The organism is Paenibacillus taichungensis (assembly GCF_050994985.1).
GTDB lineage: Bacteria > Bacillota > Bacilli > Paenibacillales > Paenibacillaceae > Paenibacillus > Paenibacillus taichungensis.
In genome coordinates, this window is the sequence record NZ_CP194720.1 from 4929041 (window position 1) to 4954959 (window position 25919).

Consider the following 25919-nt stretch of genomic DNA (forward strand, 5'->3'; position numbering starts at 1 on the left):
TCCTTAACATAGCGACTTGATTCCATAGGGCCTAATTTCTGAGCTTTCATAATCACATCTTTACCAAGCCCGGAAGCTAAACCGGTATAACTCGCTTTTTTCCATGGAGCTCCCGACAACAAAGAGATTGCTGTCATTCCATTTCAACTTGATAAAGTAATCGATATTCCTGTAGATAACCGTATCGGACCCCAGCTTGCGGTCATTCAGATAGGCAATGTGCACCTCGTTCTTCTGTCCTTCGAGTGTCAAAAAATAGGCAATGCGGGACTCCTCCTCATCCAGATCGAAGCTCCAGATGGGCCCTTTCACCAGCAGCTCAAACTTCTTGGTATCCGCTCGATATCTATACAATCCCTGTTCGTTGTTGATCATGCCCTGAATCAGCATGTCCCCATTCTTTAATACCTTAAACTGCTGTATATCCTGGGCAGGGGTGTATGCGGTGATATCATTTTTGTCGTTCAGAGAGAAGCTATAGACGGCGTAATTTTCTTTCAGTTTGACCAGCACATACACCCGTGATAGATCCCGGCTAATCTCATATGAATCCAGCATAATCAGGGTATCATCCGGACTTGAAATGTTACTCACCTGCGCAACCTTGGCAACTAACTCATCATAACTGTACAATTCATGTTTCTTTCCTGTATCCAGATCCACCATGTTGAACACCAGGTCATCATATCCGATGTAGGATTCATTACCTACAAAGACACGTGAATAGGAGTTGTCATTCTTCAGCTTATGATGTTCTCCTGTTTTCAAGTCATATTCATAGGTTGTCTTCTGCGCCTGACTCGATCGGTATTGGGAGTAAATCAGCTTGCTCTGATCCGGACTCAAGGTAATGCCATACTCTGTATTCGTGGCGATGTCCTTCAAGATGTTATCATCCATATGCAGCTGCGACAGCTTGATCCCGGTATAGGAACGATCCGGCCGATTCAATATGACCGTGTTGGGATCTGCTACCTCAAAATCATAAATGGCAAAGTCATTGGGCAGCTTGGTAGCCGACTCAATCTGAATGGTGCTGCTTGGCGGTGGGGTGAGGCGGCTGTTGAACTGTTTATCCGGCAGAATGACTGTTCTGGGCTTCCCATGTCCAATGCTGAACAGGCTACCAATGCCAAAGATACCTCCGACAAATACAATCAGCAAACCGGATAACATAAGCATATCGCGATATCTGCTCCAAAATCCTCGTTTCTTCATACGTCCGATTCTCCAGGCAGACTGATATTCACCTGTGTTCCCTTGTTTAATATACTCTTCATCTCCACCGTTCCCCCATGCTGCTCCACCGTGTTTTTCACAATTGACAAGCCCAGCCCAGCGCTTCCCTTCTCTGTCCTGTTCATCCCGTTATCCCGGTAAAAGGGTTCAAATACATGCTTCAGCGCTTCCTCCGGAATGCCTTCTCCTTCATCACGAATCAGTATAGCTACTGATTCCCCCAGCCGAAATGATTGGACCTGAATGATGGAATTCACATTCCCGTATTTGACCGAGTTATCCAGCACATTCAAAAAAACTTCCTTGAGCTTATTCCAGTCCCCCTGGACATACAGCATTTCTTCCAGCTCATAGCGAATGCCAATATTGTACTTGCCCGCCTTGATGGACATGTCTTCGCAGGCTTCCCGAATAATATTGGATACATTCACCCGCTCAAAATGAAAGGTCTGAATCGGTGTGGACGATACGGTCACTTCCAGGATATCCGCAACCATGACGTTGAGGCGTTGGCTTTCGTTGATAATATATTTCAACCCTTTATCAAAGAACGCTTGATCCGTAAATCCATTATCCCGCAAAATCTGGGCATACCCCAGTATCGTGGTCAGCGGTGTCTTTAATTCATGCGTCACATTGTCAAAAAAAACCTTGTTGCGTGCCTGTAAATGCTTGACCTCATCCCGTTCTCTCTCAATCACGTCAATCTGCTCCTTTACCCGAGCAATCATGACCGTAAAGCTGGAAGCCAGCTCTCCAATCTCATCTTTCGTGGAGATGTGGATGTCTGCATTCAGGCTGCCTTGAGCAACTTCGGCTGAACGTTTTGTCAACACACGAATCGGCTTCGTAATCTGGCGTGAAATAAAGACAGATCCAATGAAAACAAACACAAAAATGACGGCTGCAAAGCCCTTGATGGTGTTCTGAAATCGCAGATGCCGTTTGAACAGATCCGTATAATCCCTTTCCAGCTGGATAATGCCAAGGATGCTCCCCTCCGACAGCACAGGGAAAGACAGATTTCCTGTTACTCTGCCTTTGTCCACCACGGTTGTATAGGCGATCTTTGATTTCATGGCAGCCTGTAGATCAGAGGTTTGAGCAGCAGCCAGCTTCGCCTTCGCACCCGTGCTGCTAAAGGGAGTGCCATCAGACCGATAGACCACGACCTTGCCGCCTACTGCGGAGCCGATCTGTTCTGCGAGGTCTCGATTCCCTGTTCCCAGGGAGTCCTCACTAATCCGTTTGTTATGAATCAGGAAGTATTGATTGAGCGCGATATCCAGGTTTTTTTTGGATTGCACCATGTCCTCCTGCACTTCCCTGTACATGTTCTCCTCACCCACTTTATTCGAAATAATGAGCAAGGCTGAAAAACCGATAAATACGATGACCGAGAAAAGAACGACCATTTTGAACTGGATCGTCCACTTCATGTATGCACCTGAATATTCAGTTTGTAACCTACGCCGAAGACCGTCTCGATAAGTGAAATCCCCTGCTCCCCACTATCCAGCTTCTTGCGGATGCGCTGAATATGAATGTCTACCGTCCGGGTATCTCCGGGAAAATCAAATCCCCACACTTTATCCAGTAACTCGGACCTTGTATGTACTTTGCGGTGATGGTTGACCAAATATAAGAGCAGATCATACTCCTTATTGGTCAGTCCAGCGCGTTCCCCATCTTTCCAGACTTCACGCTCATCCTTGCGTATCTCAATATGTCTACCAAGCCGTACCACTTCATAAGACTGATTCTCCAGCGTCTCGCTGATTAGATCAATCCGGCGGAAAATGGCCCGAATGCGCACAACTACCTCACGAATGTCGAATGGCTTGGTAATATAATCATCCGCCCCCAGCTCCATGCCGAGCACCTTGTCCAGCATATCGGACTTCGCCGTAATCATAATTACGGGAATCTTCGAATTCACGGAAAGTTGTCTGCATACATCGAACCCGCTCATATCAGGCAGCATCAGGTCGAGCAGGATCAAGTCTGGTCTGGACTCTCTGAGCAGATCCAAGCCCTCTCTGCCTGTTGCTGCTTCAATCATCTCAAATCCTTCCTTGCGCAAAGAATAGGACAGGATGTCGCGAATGGACTCTTCGTCTTCAATAATCAAAATCTGTTTCGGTCTCATGATGAATCTTAATCTCCTTGCTCTATGAATTTCATCTGCCTTATATTTTGTATCTCTGCTCCAGGATTGAACAGAGGTTCACCGGAAATGTTACAACTCGGATACAAGTCTGGCGTCTTTGGAAACATCATCCCGATATACTTGGAACACAGAGAACAAACCAGACCGGACAAAGTCAGATCGGTATCCAAAGGGGAAAACATCACGTGAACAAAACAACCATTCATGATGCTTATGTAAACTATAAATCAGAAGTGACACGGTATCTATCTCAGATCGTCAAAAATCAACAGGATGCAGAGGATCTCACGCAGGAGTGCTTCATCCGAATGATGAATGTATCGGCAGATATTCCGGAAGAGCGGCTTCTCTACTACCTCAAAAGAATTGCCCGCAACCTCGCCATGGATACATTCCGCAAGCGAACCCGTACACTGAAGCGGGACAGTAAGTTGGAGATGCAGACGTATCACTGTGATACATCCGAATTGGAGATCACTGAAGGTGTTAACGATCTTGTGTCGATCATTAATAATACAGAGCATCGCAAAATTCTTGAATTACGCGTGATTCACGGGTACAGCATCAAGGAAACCGCCCAGCTCGTCAACCGCAGTGAAGGCATGATCAAATCCTCGGTATTCCATGCTGTCAATCGGATTCGGGCCAAAGTCATCTCATAAGAGATGGCTTTTTTCATGAGTAGAAATGACGTGAAATCAACATCTGATGTTAGAAAGTATCAAAATTTGTTCTATGGAGCATGACAAAGGACTCATTTTTACAAAAGTCGAGTTCGTTTTTACAAATTGTTATGACTATGTGAGATTTTGGTGTGTTAGAATATGGACGAACTCATGTTTTAACTAATATTTGGGAGGGATTTGGTTGGGTAAATTGACACGTATGCGAGGAGTATGGGTAAAATCACTCCTGGCATTATCCATGGCATTGCCGCTTCAGATTGGATTGTGGAATGGAGATGCATCGGTTCAGGCCGAATGGGCAACAGACCCTGCACCGTTCATTCAGGCAAAGGTTGTTAATGGAAATGCAGGCAAGAAAGTATTGTTCGACAATACACATGCACAGACAGCCGGAGCGGCTGACTGGGTCATTGACGGAGGCTTCTCGGACTTCGGCAATGCACTCGCGAACGATGGATATTATGTTAAGGAACTGCGCAAGACGTCTCCTTTTACCTATGACGATCTGAAAGATTATAACGTGTTTGTTATTGCTGAACCGAATGTTCCCTTCAAAACAACAGAACAGGCAGCGCTGAAAGAATATGTAGAAAAAGGCGGCAGCATCTTCTTCATTGGAGATCACTACAATGCTGACCGTAACAAAAACCGTTGGGACGGTTCTGAAGCGATTAACGGCTATCGTCGTGGCGCATTCGAAGATCCAGCCAAAGGCATGAGCACAGAGGAGCGTAACTCTGAGGCGATGCAAAATGTAACCAGCACGGACTGGCTGTCCGATAATTTCGGCGTACGCTTCCGTTACAACGCATTAGGCGATATTAACGCCACTAACATTGTGCCTGCTGGACAGGCATTTGGCATTACGGAAGGTGTATCTGCTGTAGCCATGCATGCAGGGTCCACACTTGCGATCACCGATCCAACAAAAGCTAAAGGTATTGTATACCTGCCGAAAACGAATGCGGCTTGGCCAAACGCTGTTGACCAAGGCGTATACAACGGCGGCGGAGTTGAAGAAGGTCCTTACGTAGCCGTATCCAAATTGGGTGCAGGTAAAGCAGCGTTTATCGGGGACTCTTCTCCGGTTGAGGATGCTTCACCGAAATATCTGCGTGAAGAGACTGGCGCTCGCAAAACAACATATGACGGCTTCAAAGAAGTGGATGATGGCAAATTGCTGGTCAATACCGTTAACTGGCTTGCTACTCAAGAAAATTACACTAGCTTGACTCAAGTGAGCGGACTTCAATTGGATAATGCAACAGCATTGCTTCCGTTCGAACAACCTGCGGCTTCCACAGAACCACAGGCTGAACCTTGGGCCGCACCAGCTGCAGGATACAAGTGGTATGATCGTTCCACGTTCAAAGCAGGTTCTTATGGTGGACCAGCTTCAAGCGCGAACGCTTCCTACAGCTTCGTGAAGCAGGACACCCTTCCTAATGCGGAGGATTTCCAGATCCGTGTGGTTGTAGAGAACATGCCTGCTAACACAACCGTTTCCGGTTACAGTGCAGGGATTTACCTGACTGGCGGAACACAGGTCGCCATGATTCAGAATGAAGGTGGTACATGGCCGACTTCGTACGGTTACAGCTCCAACTTTAGCGTAACTTCCGACAGCAAAGGTCGCGCAATCAAGGACCTGAATGTCCGCATTAAATCAGGTACAACGGGCGCTGCCAGCCTGCGTCTGCGTCTGAACGGCAGCAACCTGATCACGACTGCAGTTACCGTCGGCAATGTTCCGGCTGAGCAGCTTCCGGAAGAAGAAGGACCAATCCCGGCAACAATCAGCATTGCTGATGCTCGCACCAAAGCAGCTGGTTCAACAGTTACGGTTGAGGGCGTAGTTACTACAGAGCCAGGTGCTTTTGGTGGACAATCCTTCTATCTTCAAGACACAACCGGCGGCCTTTATGTTTTCCAAAGCACTGGCGGCTTCCACGCTGGAGATGTGGTTAAAGTAACCGCAGCAACGGCGCTGTACAACAGTGAATTTGAGCTTACGGATATCGTAGCGATCGAAAAAACGGGTACAGCCTCCATCCCTGCTGCCATTGAAGTGCCAGCAGTTACGGCTGCAAACCAAGGTCAACTCGTTCAATTGAAAGAAGTAACTGTTGAGAACATCATTAGTGCAACACCGGTAGGTTCCTTTGAATTTGATGCAGTTGCAGCGGACGGAACAAGCACGCATGTACGTGTGGATACACGCACAGGTGTAACGCAAACGACCTTCCCTTATGCAGCAGGCGATAAAATCAGCGTGACAGGTGTTGCCGCTATTTTCAAAGATGTATTTCAATTGAAGCCTAGAAGCTTGGACGATTTCGTAAAAGTTGAAGAAGGCGGCGAAGAAGGACCTTCTACGCCAGCTGTTGGCGCACCAGGTAAACCGGCGCTTACCTCCAACAATGGTTATAGCAACGGTCTGTCTGAAGGATCTTATACGGTTACGATGAACCTCTGGTGGGGTGACAATGGCACAAGCTATAAGCTGTATGAAGATGGCGTGCTGATTGACACACAAAAGCTGACTGACGCTACACCAGCGGCGCAATCGGCCCAAACAACGATCAATGGCAAAGCTAACGGTACTTATACCTACGTAGCTGAGCTGACGAACTCCAAGGGTACAACTCGCAGTGAAGTACTCACAGTACAAGTTGCGAATGCTGCACCTGGCAAAGCCGTTCTCTCCCAAGACAATTGGGATGGGGACGGCAACTACAAAGTGACGATGAATCTGTGGTGGGGAACAAATGCAACAGAATACCGTCTCTATGAGAATGGTCAACTGATCGATACCAAAGCACTGAACGCAGTAACACCTAATGCACAAAGCGCTGTGACAGATGTATCCGGTCACTCGAATGGAACGTACACGTATCGTGCCGAGCTGATCAATGCAGCGGGTGTGACAAGCACGGAAACGATTACGGTACAAGTAACGAAATCCGCTGTATCTCTGCCAGCAGCAAGCTAAATCTAAATAAGGAATGCCTAACGTTTTAACCAAGCATTGAAAAACCGAAGCAAGTTTGCCGGGACTCCAGGCACTCGCTTCGGTTTTTTTCTGTTATTTTTCTCTTAAGATAAAATTCTCTTCAAAGTTGTTACCATTCATATCTGTCCACTCAATGACAATAGTTTGGTCTTCATTCCTACTGACTTGTGAACCTTTTGTTCGCTTTAAAGGAAAATCTAGCGATTTCGAAGTTAAATCGCTTTCTTTTCTAATTATCATTCCTTCATTAATGTTAATTTTATATTCTTTAATATCTTCTAAATTATCTTTTTTATAAAATATAGTATAGGCTCCATTTTCCGCTCTTTCATTTGTTACTGTGGTATCTAGCTCGCCTCTCCAATGTTCACTTTCTCCCATCAGATTAATTCTTGTTTGCAATTTGGAACAACCCGTGAGAGACATGGCGACTATTAAAATAAGTATAGTTATTGATACCCTATAAAATACAAAAAGCAGCACCTGCTATTGCATGGGCTGCTCTTCCGATAGATCAATAATGGATGGAAACATATCCATCATGTTCTTTACTTTATTCGTCTTTATTAGCAAGCAAACTTTACTTTCAATTCTCTACACCAGCTTCTTGCGAATGTATCCCGAGATCAGATCAATGATCGTGATCATCACGATGATCCCCAGCAGGATAATCCCTACTCGTGGCCAGTTCCGAGTACTGAGTGCAAAGATCAGCGGTGTACCAATCCCTCCTGCCCCGATAACCCCCAGAATGGTTGCGGAACGCACATTAATCTCGAACCGATACAACGTGTAGTTAAGAAATCCAGGTAAAACCTGTGGCAGTACAGCAAACCACAGCTGCTGCATACGAGTCGCCCCGGAAGCGAGCAACGCTTCAGAAGGACCATAATCAATATTTTCCACTTCATCAGCAAACAGTTTACCAAGCATCCCGATGGAATGCAGTCCAAGGGCGAGTACACCCGCGAAGGAACCCGGACCCACCGCCTTGATAAACAGCAAAGCCATAATAATCTCCGGGAACGTACGGATAAAGCTGAGCACCATTTTGCCCGTACCCGATACAGGACGGAAGCTGCTCATATTTCGGGCAGACCAGAATGCAAACGGGATACACAGTACAGCGGAAATGACGGTACCCAGCACCGAGATCGCCAGCGTATCCAGCAGTCCTCGCAGCAAATCCTCACCCTCAGGCAGATAAACAAAGTCCCAATCCGGGGAGAAAATCCCGGCGACAATCGCCTTCATGATCTGACCAGCGGTTTCTTTCAAACCGGTGAACGGTACACCGGCAAGTGCCCAAGCGTACACAAGAATAAGCAAGATTACAATGACCCAGCGAAGCGGGTTCTTCCGTGGTTTGCGCCGGATTACGCTTGTTTCATTTTTCATCATAACAATTTCTCCCGCAGCTTAGTACTTACATAATCAATGATCAGAACAATGACAAGGGTAAACAGAATGATTACACTCGTTTTGTCATATTCCAGGAATCCAAGTGTTGCTTCATAATACAGTCCGATACCCCCAGCTCCAACCAATCCGAGAATCGCAGCGGCACGTACATTAATCTCAAAGGCATAAAGTACATAGGAAGTAAACTGAGCGGCCAGTTGTGGCACCACGCCATAAACAATCAGTTGAATCCGGTTCATACCGACAGCCGTCATCGCTTCAAGCGGTCCCTGATCAATCGTTTCCAGCGTTTCGTAGGTCAGCTTGGCAATCAGTCCCACCGAGAAGACGGCGAGTGCCAATATACCAGGAATCGGTCCCAGTCCAAACACAGCAACGAACAGCGCCGCAAGCAGCAGGTCAGGCACGGTACGGATCAGGTTCAGTACAAAGCGGGCTGGATAGTAGATCCAACGGCTAGGCATTAAGTTGCCTGCACAGATGATCGAGACCGGAATTGCGATGATCGCACCAATCGTTGTACCAATCAGAGCCATACGGATCGTCTCCAGCATGCCCTGAACGATGTTGTCAAAGTAACTCCACCGCGGCGGGAACATCTCACGCAGCAAATCCAGCATGTTGGGCAAACCTTCAAACAGCTCACTGAAGCTGGCATCGGTCTGTCTGGCACTTGCCCACAAAAGCAGCAGAATGATAACTAGCGTGAGCAGATGTTTGGTACGCCCCGGTGGTTTGGGACGGAGGAGAGCCGAGCCTGAACCTGTGCCAGGACGCTTTCCCTTTCCTGTTTCATTCTGCAATGATCCATCTATCGATACGTTTACGGGTTGCTTCATACCAGAACTTCTCCCCGCTGTTCCTGTACAGCCTGTTTATCCAGCAGCTCGTCTGCCAGAATAGGTCTGCCATAAATTTCTGCAAAACGCTCATCCGTTGCTTCGGATACCGGACCATCAAACACCACTTCGCCGGCACGCAATCCAACAATACGGGTCGCATACTCTCTGGCTAGGTCAATAAAGTGAAGGTTAACGATCGTTGTAATACCGAGATCATGGTTGATGCGTTTCAGATCATCCATTACCTGCTTCGTTGTTAGTGGATCGAGTGAAGCGACAGGCTCGTCTGCCAAAATGATTTTGGCTTCCTGTGCAAGTACTCGGGCTATAGCCACCCGCTGCTGCTGCCCACCGGACAACTGATCTGCACGAGAATAGGCTTTTTCTGCGATATTTACCCGTTCCAGTGCTCCAAATGCGAGTTCTGTATCTTCTTTTGGGAAACGACCCAGAATGGTACGCATCGTGGAATGATATCCCACGCGTCCAGCAAGCACGTTACGAAGCACACTGGAACGTTTCACGAGATTGAAGCTCTGGAAGATCATGCCGATATCCCGGCGAATCATGCGAAGTGACTTGCCATGAGCTTTCGTGATCGACTTGCCATTAATCAAAATCTCACCGTCACTGATATCATGAAGTCGATTAATGGAACGTAGAAGCGTCGATTTTCCCGCACCAGACAAACCAACGACGGCAATGAATTCTCCTTGTTTAAATTTCAGATTAATATTATTCAGGCCCTTGGTGCCGTTAGCGTATGTTTTCGTTACATTGTGAAGCTCAATCATGGCAGTAATCCTTCTTTCATTAATATGGTATTTCGCAGGGTCACGCTGTAATGGGACAAGCCAGCTCAGCGTATGTCACGCTGAACTGGCCTGCCCGCTGATACGATGAAGTTATCCAATGAAAAGATAATCAATGCAAAGCGATCATTAACGATCTTTCTTTTGATAGAAAACTACTCGGTTTTTACTTTTTCGTTGTATTGACGAACGATATCAAACTTGCTGTCATCAGACTCTACATAACCTTCGTGTGTGTAGATTTCTTTGATAATTTCGTGACCTTGTGGATCTTTACCGATGTCGATGAACGCTTGTTTGATCTTCGCTGTCCAATCTGCATTCATGTCTGTACGTACTGCGATTGTATCGTTAGGAATTGGCTCAGTGAACGCCAGTACACGAGTATCTTCAAATACAGTCGGGTAGTCTTTCGCTACAGTGTTACGAGCATCTTGGAAAATTGCTGCAGCATCAACGTCGCCGTTCAGTACTGCCAATACGCCTTGGTCATGGCCTTTAACCGTGATTGGCTGTACATCTTTCAAAGGATCAAGGCCTCTGTCGAGCAACAGGGCTGCCGGCCATACATAACCAGCGGAAGAAGTTACGTTCTGGTAAGCGATTTTTTTGCCTTTCAGATCCTCAACGGATTGGATCGGCGAGTCTTTTTTCACAATAATCATGGATTTATACGAATCTGCCAGTTCCTCAGTTGGAGCGCCAGTCTCATCATTTACACCAAAACGTTGTGCCTGAAGGATAACTTCAGCTGCGCCTTTTTCTTTGGCAAGTACATAAGCCGTCGGAGGCAGGAAACCTACGTCCACTTTATTGGAAGCCATTGCTTCAATAATTGTGTTGTAGTCTGTGGATACGCTGACCTTCACCGGGATACCCAATTTGTCACCCAGCAGCTTCTCGAGCGGTTTTGCTTTGGCTTCGAGTGTATCTGCATTTTGTGATGGAACGAATTGTACAGTCAGCTCAGTCGGCACATAACCTTCAGCGGCTTTGTCTGTCTCTGCCGTGTCAGTACTGGATGAATTCGAGCTCGTATCAGCCCCGTTAGCCGAACCTGTTGTACTACTGTTAGACCCACAAGCACTTAGAAACAGAACCAAAATCAACAATGGTAAAAATAAAGCAGACTTCTTCAAGCGAACACCCTCCAAAGAGTTTCTATTTTTCATTACTTGTCTACTATAGTCGTCAATTATTTGCGCGATGTGAAACGAAATTTGGAGTTTTGTAAAGTTTCCTGTCAGGCTGTCAGAGCGGCTTTGATCTGTTAGAATAGCCTCATTACGGTTGATAATCCAAGTAGAAATGGTGAATTCCCTTGTACTCTACCGTCAGAATGACCTGTGATTTGATATGTTTAAACTTATATATTTAGAGGAGATTGTAAAATGACATCCATAACAACTACGGCAAACTTCGACATCATGGTAACCAGTGACCTTCATGGGGCCATTCGTCCCATACATTACAACACCAATGCCTATCGTCCAGCCGGACTTGCTTTGCTTGCTTCGCTGATCCGGCGTGAACAAGAGCGTTCACCCGAACTGCTGCTCGTGGATAACGGTGATCTGTTGCAGGGCTCCCCTTTGGCCTCGTATGCTGCGTCCTTTGTTTCAGATCACGAAGTGCATCCCTTCATTAATGTTCTGAATGAACTTGGATATGATGCAGCCGTGATGGGCAATCATGAATTCAACTACGGTCAGGACTTGCTGCGTAAAGCCGTTGAAGATTCCCATTTCCCTTGGCTATCTGCAAATATTGTTAATAAAGGAAAGCCTGACGAAGAGGTACCACACACTGCACCTCCTGTAGCAGGCATACCCGCCTTTGGTCCTCCCTATCTGATCAAAACGTTGTCTTCGGGTGTTAAAATTGCTTTGCTGGGTGCAACGACACACTATATTCCGAATTGGGAGCATCCGAAAAATATAGAAGGTTTACAGTTCCTTGACGCTTTGGAGACTATTCGTGCGTGGGTTGGCTATATTCGTGAACATGAACAGCCGGATGTGCTCGTGGTCAGTTATCATGGTGGTTTTGAAAGTGATCTGGAGACAGGCGAACCTGCTGAGCGGTTAACCGGAGAAAATCAGGCGTACGCCATCTGCCGTGACATTGATGGGATTGACGTTCTTCTTACCGGACATCAACACCGTCAGCTTACTGCTGAAATACATGGTGTGACCGTGGTTCAGCCTGGATTTAGTGGGAACGGTGCGGGTCATGTATCCATTGAGTTGGACCGGTTATCGAATGGAAAGTGGCAGATTGCAGGAAAACAGGCTAGCTTGCTGCTCTTGGACGAGAATAGTGATGTTCAGCCCGATGCGGCTGTCATGAGACTGACGGACGAGCTGGAAGCAAAAGCACAGGCATGGCTGGACCAGCCGATTGGCGAGGTGGCCGGAGATTTATCCATCACCGATCCTGCCGCCTTGCGGCTCGCGGCGCATCCCTTCATTGCTTTTGTACATCAGGTGCAGATGGAAGCAACGGGAGCTCAAATCTCAAATACCGCATTACTCAGCGAAGAAGCCCGCGGTTTCGGTTCGCTCATTACCGTTCGGGATGTGTTGTCTAACTTTATCTATCCCAACACACTAACGGTGCTGGAGCTTCGGGGTCAGGACATTCGAGATGCATTAGAGCAAACGGCGCGTTACTTTGAAATGGAGCCTTCAGGCGAAGTAGTCGTTAATCCTGCTTACATGCAGCCGAAACCACAGCATTATAATTATGACATGTGGGCGGGCGTCGAATATGAGCTGGATATCTCCAAACCTGTAGGAAGTCGTGTGGTGAAGCTGGAACGTGAGGGCATACCTGTTGCGATGGACGCGACGTACTCTGTCGTGATGAACAGTTATCGCGCGGCAGGTGGCGGTGATTATGCGATGTATCCAGGCAAAAAGGTACTTCACGAAGGCGCCACGGATATGGCGGCACTGGTGGAGGATTATATTCGCAGACATCAACCACTAACAGTGGAGCAGGCGAATAACTGGCGGGTTGTTGGTCGTACTGAGTAATTACTGTAATTGAAGGAGTATAATCGTTACCACAAGTCGCACTACTTCAGAAATGCAAAGAGCAGAACCTGCATCACAGGTTCTGCTCTTTCTATTATAATGAAACCAATGCCCCACGCTCATCCGCCGAGCGCATCTCCGCTTCAATTAACTCAAGCGTGCCTGTTGCACTCTCCGGTGTACATACAGATACAGGCGTACCTGCTTGAACAGACTGGATAAAATATTTGAGTTGGTGATAATATCCCGAGTCGGGTGACAGCTCAGCGACGAAACCGGGAGCATCATTCGGATTTACTTTCAGCTCGCCATTCTCAAAGACCAGATTCCCCTGCTCCAAATTAACGCGATAGGTCATCGAGAAACCGTAGTCTCCCCCCAGCGTCCAGTCAGCTTGGGCATTCAGTACTTTTCCGTCAGGGTATACATAATTGGTCGACACGGTATCATAGCCACTTCCCGGAATGACGTTGCGAGCCAGCGTGGATACTTGATCCGGTTTGCCAAACACCCAGTGAATAATATCCGCATCATGGATGTGCATATCTAATATGCAGCCACCGCTTTTCTCCCCATCCAAAAACCACTCTTGAGGCAAACCTGAACCCCTGAAGAAATAACCTGCGTTGACCGCTCCATAACGACCGTCTTCTACTACGGATTTCAGATAGGCATAAGCTGGCCAGAAGCGTAAACATTGACCAATCATCAGTGTTTTCCCGGTCGCTTTGGCCGTCTGTGCCATCTTCCAGCCTTCCACCGAATGACGCGCAACCGGTTTCTCACACAGCACATGGTAACCTTTCTCCAGCAACGAACACGTTAATTCAGCATGCAGTGGCGTAGGCAGCGTAATATCAATGATATCCAGTTCTTCTTGCTCTAGCATCGCGTCGATGTTGTCGTACAAACGATAAGGTGTGAGATCATATACCTCTTGCTCTGTCGCCATATTGCCGGCTGCTTTACCGTTCTTCAGTTCCTCTATTCTCAGATCGCAGATGGCTACCAATTCCACGGGTTCCCCTTCTGAGGCAAGGCGTACATAGTTATCAAAATGCATACGTCCCATAAACCCAAAACCGATCAATCCCACTTTTAACATATTTCTACCTCCCATATAAAAACAGAATCATTTACTTATAAACGTTGTTATCTGAATTTATTCCTGAGAACGTCCAAGAATGGCATCCATCGCTCTGGATGTATTGAATATGATCTGTTTCGAATGATGGGTGTATGGCGGAATCATCTCGGCAGTAACGTAGTTGTCATAACCAATATCCTGTAATGCCTGCATAACCGCCGGATAATTCACATCTCCAGCCAGCAGATCCACAAATCCATGAAGTCCTCCCGCTTGACGACGGTAATCTTTGAAGTGCACTTTCTTGATCCGGTGACCAAGAATGCGAACCCACTGCTCTGGGTAACCATTCTGCACCACATTGCCCACATCGAAATACGAACCTATATAATCTGAGCTAAAAGAATCAATAAAGGTACGCAGTTCTAGCGGTGACACCAAGAATTTGTTCCACACGTTCTCAATGCCAATCGATACTCCAGCACTTTCCGCATACGGCAGCAGATGCGCAAGGGCTTCTTGTGCCCGTTCATAGGCAACTTCATAATCCGTAACTTCACTGTCTGGAATAAAGTCCACACCAACCGCACCCGGAATGACCAGAATGGTATCCACACCAAATGCCGCGGCAAGCTCCAACTGTTTTTTACACACATCCAGTGCTTTCGTGCGAATCTCCGGACGGGCGCTCGTCATCGGGTAATCCCAGTACAATCCGGTTGCAAGTCCCGCGATTTCGAGTTCGGCCTCTTCGAGACGTCCCTGAATATCACGTACCTCCTGATCCGTGGCAGACAGACTCAGCTCGCCTTCTCCATTAAGCGAAAGTTCAATCCCCTCAAAGCCAGATTGCTTCGCCGTCTGAATACAATCCGCAATAGAGGCATCTCCTGGAAACGACCATATGTTAATTCCTTTTTTCATCCGAATACCCTCCTTCAAAATATGAATACCTGTTCTTCAGCATCGCATCGCTATCCTAATTGAAAATGACCAAACCGGGCAGGCAAATGAAAGTTTACAGCCCCCGTGGGCTGCCATGCCTGATACTCCCGATCTCCCTGCACATTCTCATCAATACGGTAAACGTTGACCCTCCAGCATACGCCTTTAGTCAGGGGCGACTTGAAGTTACTCGCTGGAATATGGATCACATACACCCGATGGCCCTGACGATCCACTTCTACAGCCGTTTGCAACCCCTCCAACTGCCAGGTTACATCTGCCTTCAATTCTGAACCTTCGCTGTTATTGTGAATGAGTGCATCAAATATTACGTTGTGCGGACTGACCTCCAGTTCGATATAATTCCTGCCATCGCCCTGTTCATCAATGAACAGTTCAACTACATCCTGCTCATACAATGACTGATCCCTTTCCGTGAAATCAGATACAACGTAATCATCCTGGCATACAAAGCGAATATGCAAGTATTCGGGACTCCAGCCAAAACGGACTTCTGTGGATTGAGAAGGTGGTCTGCCTGTTACCGTGTCCACCAGTTCCACTGGAACACATCGTTCCCAATCCGCAGTCGAGGGAAATCCACTCTGTGCAACTGACCTAAGTGGTTCGCAGCAATAACTTGGGCTCCGTTCCACAGGGAGAGAGCGCATCTTAATCCTCTCCTTTTTTAGCTTAATCCGTGATGTTGTCTCTCTCGTAAAGACATGTGATAATACATATATTATAAATAAATTATGTGATTATTTATTTAGGAGATAAAGAGATTATTTGCATAATTCCGTTCAGTTTTAATTAAATCTGTTTGTGCCAATCTCATTGAAAAAGGAGATGGAATTTATGTCTCTCCAACAAGGGGTATATCCTCTGCAACGAACCGTCACTTACAAGGACTGGTCTCCCAACGTGCATTATGCTCAGTTCCAGAGTCTTCCTCCCGGTAAGCTGGCAAAGCGGCGTTTGTATGATTTTGAACTTCTGTACGTCTCTCAAGGTGAAGCTGCAACTTATATGAACGATAAACACCATATTTTGAAGGCGGGTCAGCTAATCTTGCTGCCCGCCGGGGTCTATCATCAGAACGAGGTGGTTTCGAGCCCGGAAGCATGTTTCATTGGCATTCATTTTGATTTTTTCAACGAATTGACCATTCAGACCGAGGCAGATATGGTTGTTAACGAAGAGACTGTTCTGCACCATAAATTCGCAGTGGAAGCTTGCGCAGAGGGCATGACGCCGCTATCCATCAACCCGGTGTATACCCCTTCTCCAGCTACCGTGCAGCTTATGGAGCAATTGGTACATGAATTTACGATGCGCCTACCGGGATATGAACTGGTATGTAAAGCCTTGATGCTGCAAATATTGACCCATCTCCTGCGTTCATCCTGGCGAAGTTCGTCACGCCATGATTCAGTACACGGAGAGAAGCTGCTCGAACTCATGAAACGTATAGAGGCTGCCCCTTCCGACCCGTGGACCAATTCGGGCATCGCCAAACAATTGAACCTGAGTGTGGATCATATGGCCAAATTGTTCAAACAGATTGCGGGCATGCCTCCCAACGAATACATTCAATCCATCCGCCTGAGTGAGGCACGTAAGCTGCTGCGGGAAACCGATCATTCCATTGAGACTGTGGGTGTACAAAGCGGTTACCCAGATATTCATTATTTCAGCCGCATGTTCCGCAAATATGAAGGCATTTCACCCCGGGAATACCGAAAGTTGTCCAGAATGTTATAAAAAAAGAGCAGCCTGCCAATGTGCAGTCTGCTCCATGCTTTTTGAAATATCGCTAACCCAAATGGTTCATTTTTCCGTGCCAAACTATACCCTTTAATTCAGCCTATATAGGTAATTTCCGCTCAATATCATTCTTTCTACTTATATTGTAACGTTTTTTTTATGTTTTTTATAGACTGTTTTTTGGGCGATTCCTACACTATACTGCTAAATACAAATCAAAAAAAGAGGTGCTTCAGTATGGATAACCAAAAAAATCTCTTAGATAATGGGCCTTTTTTTCATGGTACTAAAGCAGAACTGAACATTGGAGATTTATTAGAGCCGCAATACTTATCCAATTACCAAGATAAAAAATCTAACCATATTTACTTTACAGGAACATTAAATGCTGCCAAGTGGGGTGCTGAATTAGCAAAAACGAATGCAAAAGAAAGAATCTACATTGTAGAACCATTAGGAGATTTTGAAAATGATCCTAACTTAACGGATAAAAAATTTCCCGGCAACCCAACACGCTCATATAGATCTAAATCACCTCTAAAAATAGTAGCTGAATTAGCTTCCTGGGAAAGACACTCCGATGAAGAGATCAATCATATGCTTACATCTTTAAAAAAATTAAGTGAAGAAGGGAAAAATGTGATCTACGATTAATTCTTAACCAAAAAAATTCCCTTCGTCCAAATCAGGACAAGGGAACTCTTTGGTTGATAGCTATTCTATTTTGCCATTGGAAGATTGGCGGAATATGCAGCGGTACGGGACGATCATTTTGACAGCCACTTCATACGGATGATCCAGATAATCGAGCAGCTGTTTAACCGCGAACATGCCCATCTCCAGCTTGGGTACATGAATCGTCGACAACGGCGGAGAGGTGAATTCGGATATTTCAATATTATCTACCCCAAAAAAGGCGATATCCTCCGGAATACGGAGCCCCTGTTCGGTTGCAGCACGCATGGCCGCAATCGCCATCATATCACTGGCTGCAAAGATGGCTGTAGGTCTGTTCGCATTGTTGGTAAATGCCTGCTTGGTCAATTCATAACTCAGCGAAACATCCCATTTCACGTCGATCACCCAGTCATTATCAATAGATAATCCCGCATCCGTCATGGCACGGCGATAACCAAGAAACCGTTTTTCCTCCAGAAAATCATTTTTGAATTCTGCTCCGCCAATGTAGGCAATGATCCGATGACCTTGGGCAATCAGATGATTCGTTGCTTCCCTCGCTGCCTCTTCACGATCATAACCGACGACCGGAATGTCCGGGTCTGTAATATCCACACCCACAACAGTCCGAACATTGGCCTTGAGCCAACGATAGGCTTCCGGATCAATCCGTTCCACCACAATCATGCCATCAATCTGATGTTCCTTCACCAGAGACTGCAGCTGCACGATATCCCCATCATTTTCGATGCTGTACACAAATTCCAGACGCATGCCCGCTTCAGCAAGCTGCTTCTCAATCCCTTCCATAATGACTGAAAAATAGGGACTGTTGTATTTATTTTGAGGAATAGCAACCACACAGCCGATCGCATATGCCGTTTTGGGCTGGACCTTTTTCTTCTTGGCCGGACGCTGTGAACGATAACCCAGTTCCTCAGCGGTGTCCCATATTTTTTTGCGGGTTTCATCGCTGACCGATCGATTGACATCGTTCTTCATCACACGTGAAACGGTAGAGATCGATACACCAACGCGGTCTGCAATATCCTTCAATTTTGCCATGTGAAGTCCCCACCTTTCCTCTACCTATGTATTTAAACCCCATTCGTATTGGGGCAATTTCATCTCTGCAAACACAAATTTGCGGCAAATATAATTCTATATTTCTACTGCCCAGAAGTCAATGAAATGGTGCACGGGCGCAGTTTTTTATAAAAATAATAGCGGCAGTCAGGGAGCTTGATGTCCCCCATAACTGCCGCAATTTTAATCCTTTTTAAGAAAACGTATGAAGCATTGCCACCTCTTTATCTGCTTATTGCATCTTGGAGGCCAAATCCTTAAGCGCTGCGTTCAGATCACCATCTCCGGCAAGTGGAAGTTTGAGTGATTGCTCACCATACGTCCAGACCAGATCGGTTTTTTTGGTTGTAAAGGGAGATATAATGCCATACTGCTGCGCATCCAGGAAGATTTTATTATCTTCGCCTACAGTGGCAATATAAGCATCTGCTGCGGCCTTGTTCGCGGGAATCGAGTACCCCTGCTTCGCCAGTTCTGTCTGTCCTTCCGGACCTGCTAGCCAAGCCAGCAGCTTGTAAGCCGCCTCTTCATGCTTTGTATTGGAGCTGATTGCAAGACCTGCTGGCTGAACAACGGTTTGATTCGTTTTGAATTTCGGCAAATAAGAGATGCCGTAATCCACGCCAGCCTCCTGGTAGTTGGTTGTATTCCAGCTGCCACCCGGATTCATCGCTACTTTGGATGTAGTAATCGCAAGGTTCACCTGTCCACCCAAACCTTCAATCTGTGCAGGCGTGGTGTTGATCTTTTTATTTTTGGTCAAGTCGATAAAATAGTTCAGCACTTCCATCGCTTCAGGTGTCTCCAGCGCAAGGGAACCATCGTCATTCACCAGCTTCGCACCGTTGGACCAGAGCTCCGGCTCCAAGAACCAATCCATCGTTGATCCTGGTGAAATGGACAAGCCCCACTGCACAATGTTTCGGGCGTCAAAACCCGTTTCGTCTGCGCTTTTCCCGTTCTTATCCAGCGTCAGCTTGGTTGCAATGTCGGTAATTTCATCCCACGTTGGCTCAAGCGATGGAACGGGAGCTTTATGAGGATTCGTGGCTTCATTCTCAAAGATTGCTTTGTTGTAATACCATACGATGACGTTGGCATCGATAGGCAAGGATACTTGTTTGCCCTGATATTGGTGAAGACCGAGCAGACTTTTGTCCACATTGTTCAGATCAAACTGATTTTCCGCGAGCAAGCCGTCCAATTCCTTGAAAATGCCCAGCTCGGCGTATTTCTCCACGTATGCATAACTCGTTTTGAAGACGTCTGGAAGTGTGCCCCCCGCTGCATTCGCTGTTAGTCCATCCCAATAGCTGCCCCAATCCTTGCCTTCGAGTTTGACCTTAATATCGGTATTGGCCTTCATGAACTGATCCAACAGTTCCTGTGTACGATGAAGCTCTTCTGCCGTCCCCCACTGGGAGTATGTGATTGTTACAGGTTCACTCTGGCTGCTGCCGGAACCAGAAGAGTCGGCGTTTTCGGACGATCCTCCATTTCCACATCCACTGATCACCACCATTGTAGCAAGTACAAGTGCCCATACATTGAATAGCCGTTTACTCTTCGCTCTCATATACACAGCTCCCCTTTAAGTCATATCAATAAGTCCTGTTCACCTGAAAACCGGAAAGCAGGCAGCCACTCTACCCTTTGGTGCCCGTAAGCACCACCCCCTCGACGATATAACGTTGTGCAAACAGATACAGCAGACCGATAGGTACAATACTGATAAATGCACCCGCAGCGAGCGCCGGTAAATCCTGGCTCGTCTGACCAATCAACAACTGCAAGCCTACGCTCAGCGTAAACATTTCTGCGTTTTTGATATACAGGAACGGCCCCAGAAAATCGAGCCAGGAGTTCACAAAGGCAAAAATAATGGTCGTCATAATAATGGGTTTGGACAGCGGCATAATGACTCGTGCATATACCGTCCAGCGATTGCCGCCATCGAGATATGTAGCCTCGTCCAGCTCCTGGGGAATAGTCATGAAAAACTGTCGGAACAGGAAGATATAATAGGCACCTCCAAGCCAGGCTGGTACAATGAGCGGCAACCAGGTGTCAATCCAGTTCAGCTTGGAAAATAGGACGTACGAGGGAATCATCATAATGGATGGAGGAATCATTAAGGTAACAAGCACAACCGGGAACAGAATATTCCGATACTTGGTTGCAAAACGGGAGAAACCGTAAGCGACAAGTGAACTGGACACCACCGCTCCCGCCGCCACAAAAAAGGAAATGATAAATGAGTTCTGGATCCACTGCCACATCATCGGCTGCACAGCAAACAATCGTTCAAAGGCTTCCAGACTGAATGTGTCTGGCAGGATGGTTGGAGGTACCTTGTAGGTTTCCGCTTTGGTTTTCAGCATGGTCGAGAGCATCCATACAAGAGGCCCTGCGAACAGCAATAATGCTACAATCAGCATGGTATATTGGGACGTTTTTACCGCTATTTTTCGGCTGTTCATGTAACTCTCCTCCTATCGTTCTCCCTCGTAATACACAAAGCGGTTCGATACTTTCATCAGGATCAGGGTGACAAGCGAGATCACGGCGAACAGGAAAATCGACTGCGTCATCGCCATGCTGAATTTCAGATCGGTAAAGGCCGACTTGTAAATATTGTAGACAAACGTATAAGCAGAGTAGTTCGGACCACCCTTAGATAGCAGCAGTGCTTCCGTAAACATCTGAAAGTTATACATCGTCTGAATAATGATGACAAACAGGATGGAAGGACTGATCATCGGCAGTGTAATTTGGAAAAATCGGCGAATCCCGCTTGCACCGTCAATTGCAGCAGCTTCATACAAATGTCTGGGTACATTTTTCAGTGCAGCCAGGAAGATCAGAACCCCACTGCCCGAAATCCAGACCTGGAGCATGATGATGACTGGCTTGATCGTGTGCTCCCCGCCAATCCAGTCCACTTTGCCTATACCCAGCGCGCCAAGTCCGGCGTTCAGGATGCCGAATTCGGAGTTGAACACCAGCCGCCAGATAATAACCGTTGCCACAATGGGCACCAGGGTCGGTAAATAGAAGAAGGTGCGGAACAAGGCAATACCTTTGACATTAAAATTAAGCAGCATCGCCAGACCCAGCATACCTGCCGTTACGATCGGAACACCGAATACAACGAAAAACATCGTGTTCATCAAGCTTTTCAAGAAGATGGGATCATCCATCATGTGCGTAAAATTATCAATGCCGACAAAATTGAAGTTGGTCGCTCCCGGGAGTCTCGCATCCGTAAAGGCGTAGAAAACCGAAGTCCCGAAAGGAAATAGGAAAAAGGTGATAAAGCCGATAATCCAAGGCAAAATGAAGAGAAAAAACAGCAGTGTGTCATATTTTCTCAACCTGTTCATGATGACACCCCTCAGCCTGAAATTTCTTCTAAATAGACGTACCGTTCTTCCAAAATAGATTTCTCTGCCGCCAGGGCAATAAGCAACGCGTTACGACCAACCTGCGCACTAGCAAAGGGCTGTCTACCTTCCTGTACACATTTCAGAAAATCAATACGTTGGGTCTGTCCACCCGTGTGTCCCCCCATAATGGAATCCGACGTCACATCAATCTCCAAATGGTCCTTCGTCCAGTCCTGCCCGCCAACGATATCAATCGTTTTGTCATTACGGGCCACCATCTGACCGCCGTTCTCTCCGATCAGGCCAATCTCAAGCCCTTCTCCCATCAGATTGCGCGGTTTCAGATACATGCACAGGCCCAGATTGGCCTTGCTGCCGTTATCATAATCAATGGTGATAAATGCATGGTCGACGATGGAGGTATCCGAAATTTCTTTCGTTGGATAGTGACTGTATGAATTCTGAATCCGATTAGGCTCTCCTTGCTTCATGACATGCTGGCCTCCAGAGGCAAACACGCGGACAGGCTTCGCCTGGATCATCCAGTTGAAAATATCGAAGTGATGACAATCCTTCTCTACAATCGCTCCCCCAGACTTGGTCTTGTCATAGAACCAATCCGCAGGCGGGAACGGATCACGGAATTCCTTGCACCACATCAATTTCACGTCACCAAGACGTCCGTTCTCCAATTCCTTCTCCATTCGGCGATACAGATTCGAATATCGATAAACCAATCCGATCTGCAATACCTGTCCAGAGGCTTCCGCCGCTTCTATAATGGCATCACAGTCCTCAATGGTATGCGCGACCGGTTTCTCCAGAAATACATGCTTGCCAGCTTCCAGAAAAGCGACTGCCACTTCGCGATGCAAATAATTCGGTACACTGATAACCACCGCATCCAAATCTTCCTTGGTAAGCAGTTCACGATAATCACTAACTATGGTGGGGTTGCTATTCTTGAGTTCAGCCAGCGTACGTGCCACATTGGCTTCATTCATATCACAGATATAACGAACCTCACTATCCTCGAGCAAATCAAACCCAATGCAATGATGTGACCCCATGTCTCCTACACCGATAAAAGCCATTTTTATCTTCCCCATGCTTACACTCTCCGTTGCTCGTAAATTTGCGGCAAATGCCATGAAGCCAATTCGATGTTAAGAAATCTAACAGGACTGTGACTATGTAACGATAGTAAAATAGTTTTAATCTCTTGTCAATTGATTTTGGCTAGATTTTTAATTATTTTGCGGCAATATATTTGCGGTGCATTTTACATACTACTAAACAGTATAACTCTTTATTCATCATAAATTAAGCGTTTACATTTCTGTTGTATTATCATATACTTTAATTTGTATTTATTTTTATTTGCGGCAAATATTATATTCAAGTTATGAATACTCATGTCCAAAATTCAATAAAACACGCCTATTTTCAATAGAAAACATAATAAATTCTGGAAAAATATCTGTTGTATCTCCTGTACCCATCCCCTATAATGCAATTTAGACACGGAATCCAAGAACCAAAAACACATTTTGTATTTGCCGCAAACCAAAATCTCATCTTCCAGTTGTTTATTTCCCCATTACTACCATGACTCTTACATAAAACGTTACTATTCTGCTACTTCATGCGGATCAGAAAGGAGTTGAGCTCTCCTAACTCTCCCCTCATAACGAATTTCGGGGTGGGCAGAACGAGGTATCATTCAAAATCCATTATTCAGGAGGTATACCATGACAAGATTGTTTGATAAAAGCAAGCGGAGCCTTGGATTGTTTTTGGCTTTTGTCCTCATGATTACCCTGCTATTGCCTGCGGGAGCCTTACCCAAAGCCTCTGCTGCAACCATCACCATTGATGGCAATGTCAGTGACTGGAGCAGCGTTAGTGCTCTCACCACCAATAGTGGCACTGCCCAAACGCTCAAGGTGACCAATGATGGAGCCAATCTCTATCTGCTTATTCAAGGCTCTGGTCTGAGTACAACGATGGGCAACTTCTGGATCAATACCGATAACAATACTTCAACCGGTTACCAGGCTGCGGGCTGGGGAGTTACAGGTGTGGAGTGGCTGCTTGAAAATACGGGGTTATACCGCTATGGCGGCAGCGGAACCGACTGGGTCTGGAACTTCAACAGCACGTTGACCAGCTCCCAATTCTACCGCAGCTCCACCGTCATTGAGGTCGCTATTCCTCTCTCTACACTGCAAATCAGTGCTGGTAGCACAGTGCGAGTCGGGTATATCGACAACAGCTCGGATACGTCGAGATTGCCCGCGTCTGGACAAACACTACCAGCTTACCTTCTGACCTCGGCCGGATCGGGTGGTGGTACGGGGAACAATACCGTAGTGAATCCCGTAGAGCTGGACAGCCCACTTAACAATCCATTCAAAGGCTGGGCGCCTTCGGCCAAGAGCACCACATATGCACAGCCACACAGGCTCGTATATGCCGGAGTGACTTGGAAGGAACTTGAATCTACCAAAGGCACATATGATTTTAGTGCAATTGAAGCCGCCAACAATTTTGCATACTGGAAAAGTAAAGGCGTCAAAGTGGTGTTTCGCTTCATTCTGGATAGCCCGACAGGACAGGCTCACAGGGATATTCCCGACTGGCTCTACAATGACATGATTGCACGCGGAGAATCGCCTGGGACCGTATACAACGATACAACCGGAGGCATGGGTACGGGAAACAACATGGGCTTCTCTCCCAACTACAAGTCCACTTATCTGCAAGAACGGCACAAATTAGCCATCGAAGCCATTGCGGCAAGATACAACACCAATGATCGTCCGGTCGCCTTTGTTCAGATCGGTTCACTCGGACACTGGGGCGAGTTCCATACATGGCCTTATGTCGGACCAAATGGTGAAACCAATTACACAGGCTCTTTCCCTACCAATGACATCTCGAACAAGTATGTTCAGCATTATATTGATGCCTTTGCTGGCAAAGAGGACAAAATGCAGGTTCTGATCCGGCGCAGTATCGCCCTCGCCAAAACCAATAATAAAGGCATGGTCATGGGCATGTTCAACGATGTGTTTGGACATAAAGACAGCTTCGATGCGGATTGGGGCTGGTACACAGGCACCCAGAATGGCTATTGGGATGATATCGGTCAACAGCAGCCAGCACATGCGAACTTCTGGGAGACACGTATCTCAGGCGGCGAATTTTACGGGGGAGCTTCCGGCATGCTTGCGGCATTAACCACCGGTAGTGGATTTACGGAAACGTTGCGTCAGACGGAGCTTAGTAAACCAAGCTGGCTGGGGCCAAATTCCCCCGCCTCGCTTCCGCTGAATCATGCCTTACAGGCCAATATTGATGCACTCAAGAAACGAATGGGTTACCACTTTGTAGTGAAGGAAATTTCGCATCCATCCACCATTAGCGGAAGCACATTTACAACAACGATTAAAGTGGAGAATAAAGGCGTACAGCACTTCCCGTTTGCCTGGCCGGTTGAAATTCAACTGCGCAGCGGCAATACCGTGGTCGCCAAGAAAACAACAACCGTTAATCTGACCACGTGGAAAACGGGTACCTACACCCTGACCGATTCCATTCCGGTCTCCGGTCTTGCTGCCGGAACCTATGATATCGCGATTGCAATCATTGACCCGGAAACGAATAAACCTGGAGTAGACTTTGCCAATACAAATAAATTGACCGACGGCTCGTTCAAACTAAGCAGTGTAACGAAGTAATCTCA

Annotated in this window: 22 protein-coding genes; 6 read left to right on the forward strand and 16 right to left on the reverse strand. The window is 46.7% G+C overall.

What is annotated here, in order from left to right; translation table 11 throughout:
• Nucleotides 1-60: 60 nt before the first annotated feature.
• The 3 genes from ACR1R9_RS22240 to ACR1R9_RS22250 are packed head-to-tail and all read right to left on the reverse strand — an operon-like array spanning nt 61 to nt 3388.
• Entirely contained in the window at nt 61-1218 is a 1158-nt protein-coding gene (locus tag ACR1R9_RS22240) for a hypothetical protein (RefSeq protein WP_076290299.1), read from the reverse strand.
• On the reverse strand, nt 1215-2678 hold the full coding sequence (locus tag ACR1R9_RS22245; RefSeq protein WP_433922680.1) for an ATP-binding protein: 1464 nt from the start codon (nt 2676-2678) through the stop codon (nt 1215-1217). Before ACR1R9_RS22245 ends, ACR1R9_RS22240 begins: the two co-directional genes overlap by 4 nt.
• A complete protein-coding gene (locus ACR1R9_RS22250; RefSeq protein ID WP_076290301.1) occupies nt 2675-3388 on the reverse strand; it encodes a response regulator transcription factor in 714 nt (237 codons plus the stop codon). Before ACR1R9_RS22250 ends, ACR1R9_RS22245 begins: the two co-directional genes overlap by 4 nt.
• 206 nt (nt 3389-3594) lie before the next feature.
• Here ACR1R9_RS22250 and ACR1R9_RS22255 point away from each other — a divergent pair, with 206 nt between their 5' ends.
• Complete coding sequence (locus ACR1R9_RS22255) at nt 3595-4071, forward strand: RNA polymerase sigma factor (protein ID WP_180287094.1); 477 nt, start codon at nt 3595-3597, stop codon at nt 4069-4071.
• Nucleotides 4072-4276: 205 nt separating this feature from the next.
• Entirely contained in the window at nt 4277-7087 is a 2811-nt protein-coding gene (locus ACR1R9_RS22260; protein ID WP_433922679.1) for a chitinase N-terminal domain-containing protein, read from the forward strand.
• A gap of 93 nt (nt 7088-7180) precedes the next feature.
• Here ACR1R9_RS22260 and ACR1R9_RS22265 read toward each other — a convergent pair whose 3' ends face one another.
• The 5 genes from ACR1R9_RS22265 to ACR1R9_RS22285 form a co-directional block, all read right to left on the reverse strand.
• Nucleotides 7181-7510, reverse strand: coding sequence for a hypothetical protein (locus tag ACR1R9_RS22265; RefSeq protein ID WP_433948886.1), 330 nt, complete (start codon nt 7508-7510; stop codon nt 7181-7183).
• Between the two features lie 192 nt (nt 7511-7702).
• Nucleotides 7703-8509: a phosphonate ABC transporter, permease protein PhnE gene (gene phnE / locus ACR1R9_RS22270; protein WP_063565946.1), complete on the reverse strand. Its 807-nt coding sequence runs from the start codon at nt 8507-8509 to the stop codon at nt 7703-7705.
• The gene (gene phnE, locus ACR1R9_RS22275) at nt 8506-9369 is read right to left on the reverse strand and encodes a phosphonate ABC transporter, permease protein PhnE (protein WP_433922677.1); all 864 of its coding nucleotides are present in this window, start codon (nt 9367-9369) and stop codon (nt 8506-8508) included. Before phnE (ACR1R9_RS22275) ends, phnE (ACR1R9_RS22270) begins: the two co-directional genes overlap by 4 nt.
• Nucleotides 9366-10166: a phosphonate ABC transporter ATP-binding protein gene (gene phnC / locus ACR1R9_RS22280; RefSeq protein ID WP_310852048.1), complete on the reverse strand. Its 801-nt coding sequence runs from the start codon at nt 10164-10166 to the stop codon at nt 9366-9368. Before phnC ends, phnE (ACR1R9_RS22275) begins: the two co-directional genes overlap by 4 nt.
• Before the next feature lie 173 nt (nt 10167-10339).
• Nucleotides 10340-11290 (reverse strand): phosphate/phosphite/phosphonate ABC transporter substrate-binding protein, encoded by a 951-nt coding sequence (locus tag ACR1R9_RS22285; RefSeq protein ID WP_411836508.1) that lies wholly within the window; start codon nt 11288-11290, stop codon nt 10340-10342.
• Nucleotides 11291-11575: 285 nt separating this feature from the next.
• Here ACR1R9_RS22285 and ACR1R9_RS22290 point away from each other — a divergent pair, with 285 nt between their 5' ends.
• Nucleotides 11576-13222, forward strand: a complete 1647-nt coding sequence (locus ACR1R9_RS22290; RefSeq protein ID WP_433922676.1) for a bifunctional metallophosphatase/5'-nucleotidase — start codon at nt 11576-11578, stop codon at nt 13220-13222.
• A 94-nt stretch (nt 13223-13316) separates the two neighbouring features.
• Here the strand turns inward: ACR1R9_RS22290 and ACR1R9_RS22295 are convergent, their stop codons facing one another.
• The 3 genes from ACR1R9_RS22295 to ACR1R9_RS22305 are packed head-to-tail and all read right to left on the reverse strand — an operon-like array spanning nt 13317 to nt 15925.
• The gene (locus ACR1R9_RS22295; protein WP_433922675.1) at nt 13317-14327 is read right to left on the reverse strand and encodes a Gfo/Idh/MocA family protein; all 1011 of its coding nucleotides are present in this window, start codon (nt 14325-14327) and stop codon (nt 13317-13319) included.
• Nucleotides 14328-14384: 57 nt separating this feature from the next.
• Complete coding sequence (locus ACR1R9_RS22300) at nt 14385-15233, reverse strand: sugar phosphate isomerase/epimerase family protein (protein WP_175383538.1); 849 nt, start codon at nt 15231-15233, stop codon at nt 14385-14387.
• 50 nt (nt 15234-15283) lie between these two features.
• A complete protein-coding gene (locus ACR1R9_RS22305; RefSeq protein ID WP_433922674.1) occupies nt 15284-15925 on the reverse strand; it encodes a carbohydrate-binding family 9-like protein in 642 nt (213 codons plus the stop codon).
• Nucleotides 15926-16112: 187 nt separating this feature from the next.
• Between ACR1R9_RS22305 and ACR1R9_RS22310 the strand changes: the two genes are divergently transcribed.
• Both ACR1R9_RS22310 and arr read left to right on the forward strand, forming a co-directional pair.
• On the forward strand, nt 16113-17018 hold the full coding sequence (locus ACR1R9_RS22310) for a helix-turn-helix domain-containing protein (protein ID WP_433922673.1): 906 nt from the start codon (nt 16113-16115) through the stop codon (nt 17016-17018).
• A gap of 240 nt (nt 17019-17258) precedes the next feature.
• Complete coding sequence (arr, locus tag ACR1R9_RS22315) at nt 17259-17675, forward strand: NAD(+)--rifampin ADP-ribosyltransferase (protein WP_076290309.1); 417 nt, start codon at nt 17259-17261, stop codon at nt 17673-17675.
• A gap of 60 nt (nt 17676-17735) precedes the next feature.
• Here the strand turns inward: arr and ACR1R9_RS22320 are convergent, their stop codons facing one another.
• From ACR1R9_RS22320 to ACR1R9_RS22340, 5 genes are all read right to left on the reverse strand, one after another.
• Entirely contained in the window at nt 17736-18764 is a 1029-nt protein-coding gene (locus ACR1R9_RS22320) for a LacI family DNA-binding transcriptional regulator (RefSeq protein WP_433922672.1), read from the reverse strand.
• A 253-nt stretch (nt 18765-19017) separates the two neighbouring features.
• Entirely contained in the window at nt 19018-20361 is a 1344-nt protein-coding gene (locus ACR1R9_RS22325; RefSeq protein ID WP_433922671.1) for an ABC transporter substrate-binding protein, read from the reverse strand.
• Nucleotides 20362-20431: 70 nt separating this feature from the next.
• Nucleotides 20432-21265: a carbohydrate ABC transporter permease gene (locus tag ACR1R9_RS22330; RefSeq protein WP_433922670.1), complete on the reverse strand. Its 834-nt coding sequence runs from the start codon at nt 21263-21265 to the stop codon at nt 20432-20434.
• A gap of 12 nt (nt 21266-21277) precedes the next feature.
• Nucleotides 21278-22168: a carbohydrate ABC transporter permease gene (locus ACR1R9_RS22335; protein ID WP_072735121.1), complete on the reverse strand. Its 891-nt coding sequence runs from the start codon at nt 22166-22168 to the stop codon at nt 21278-21280.
• Between the two features lie 11 nt (nt 22169-22179).
• Entirely contained in the window at nt 22180-23280 is a 1101-nt protein-coding gene (locus tag ACR1R9_RS22340) for a Gfo/Idh/MocA family protein (RefSeq protein ID WP_433922669.1), read from the reverse strand.
• A 642-nt stretch (nt 23281-23922) separates the two neighbouring features.
• Between ACR1R9_RS22340 and ACR1R9_RS22345 the strand changes: the two genes are divergently transcribed.
• The gene (locus ACR1R9_RS22345; RefSeq protein ID WP_433922668.1) at nt 23923-25914 is read left to right on the forward strand and encodes a DUF4832 domain-containing protein; all 1992 of its coding nucleotides are present in this window, start codon (nt 23923-23925) and stop codon (nt 25912-25914) included.
• Nucleotides 25915-25919: the final 5 nt, after the last annotated feature.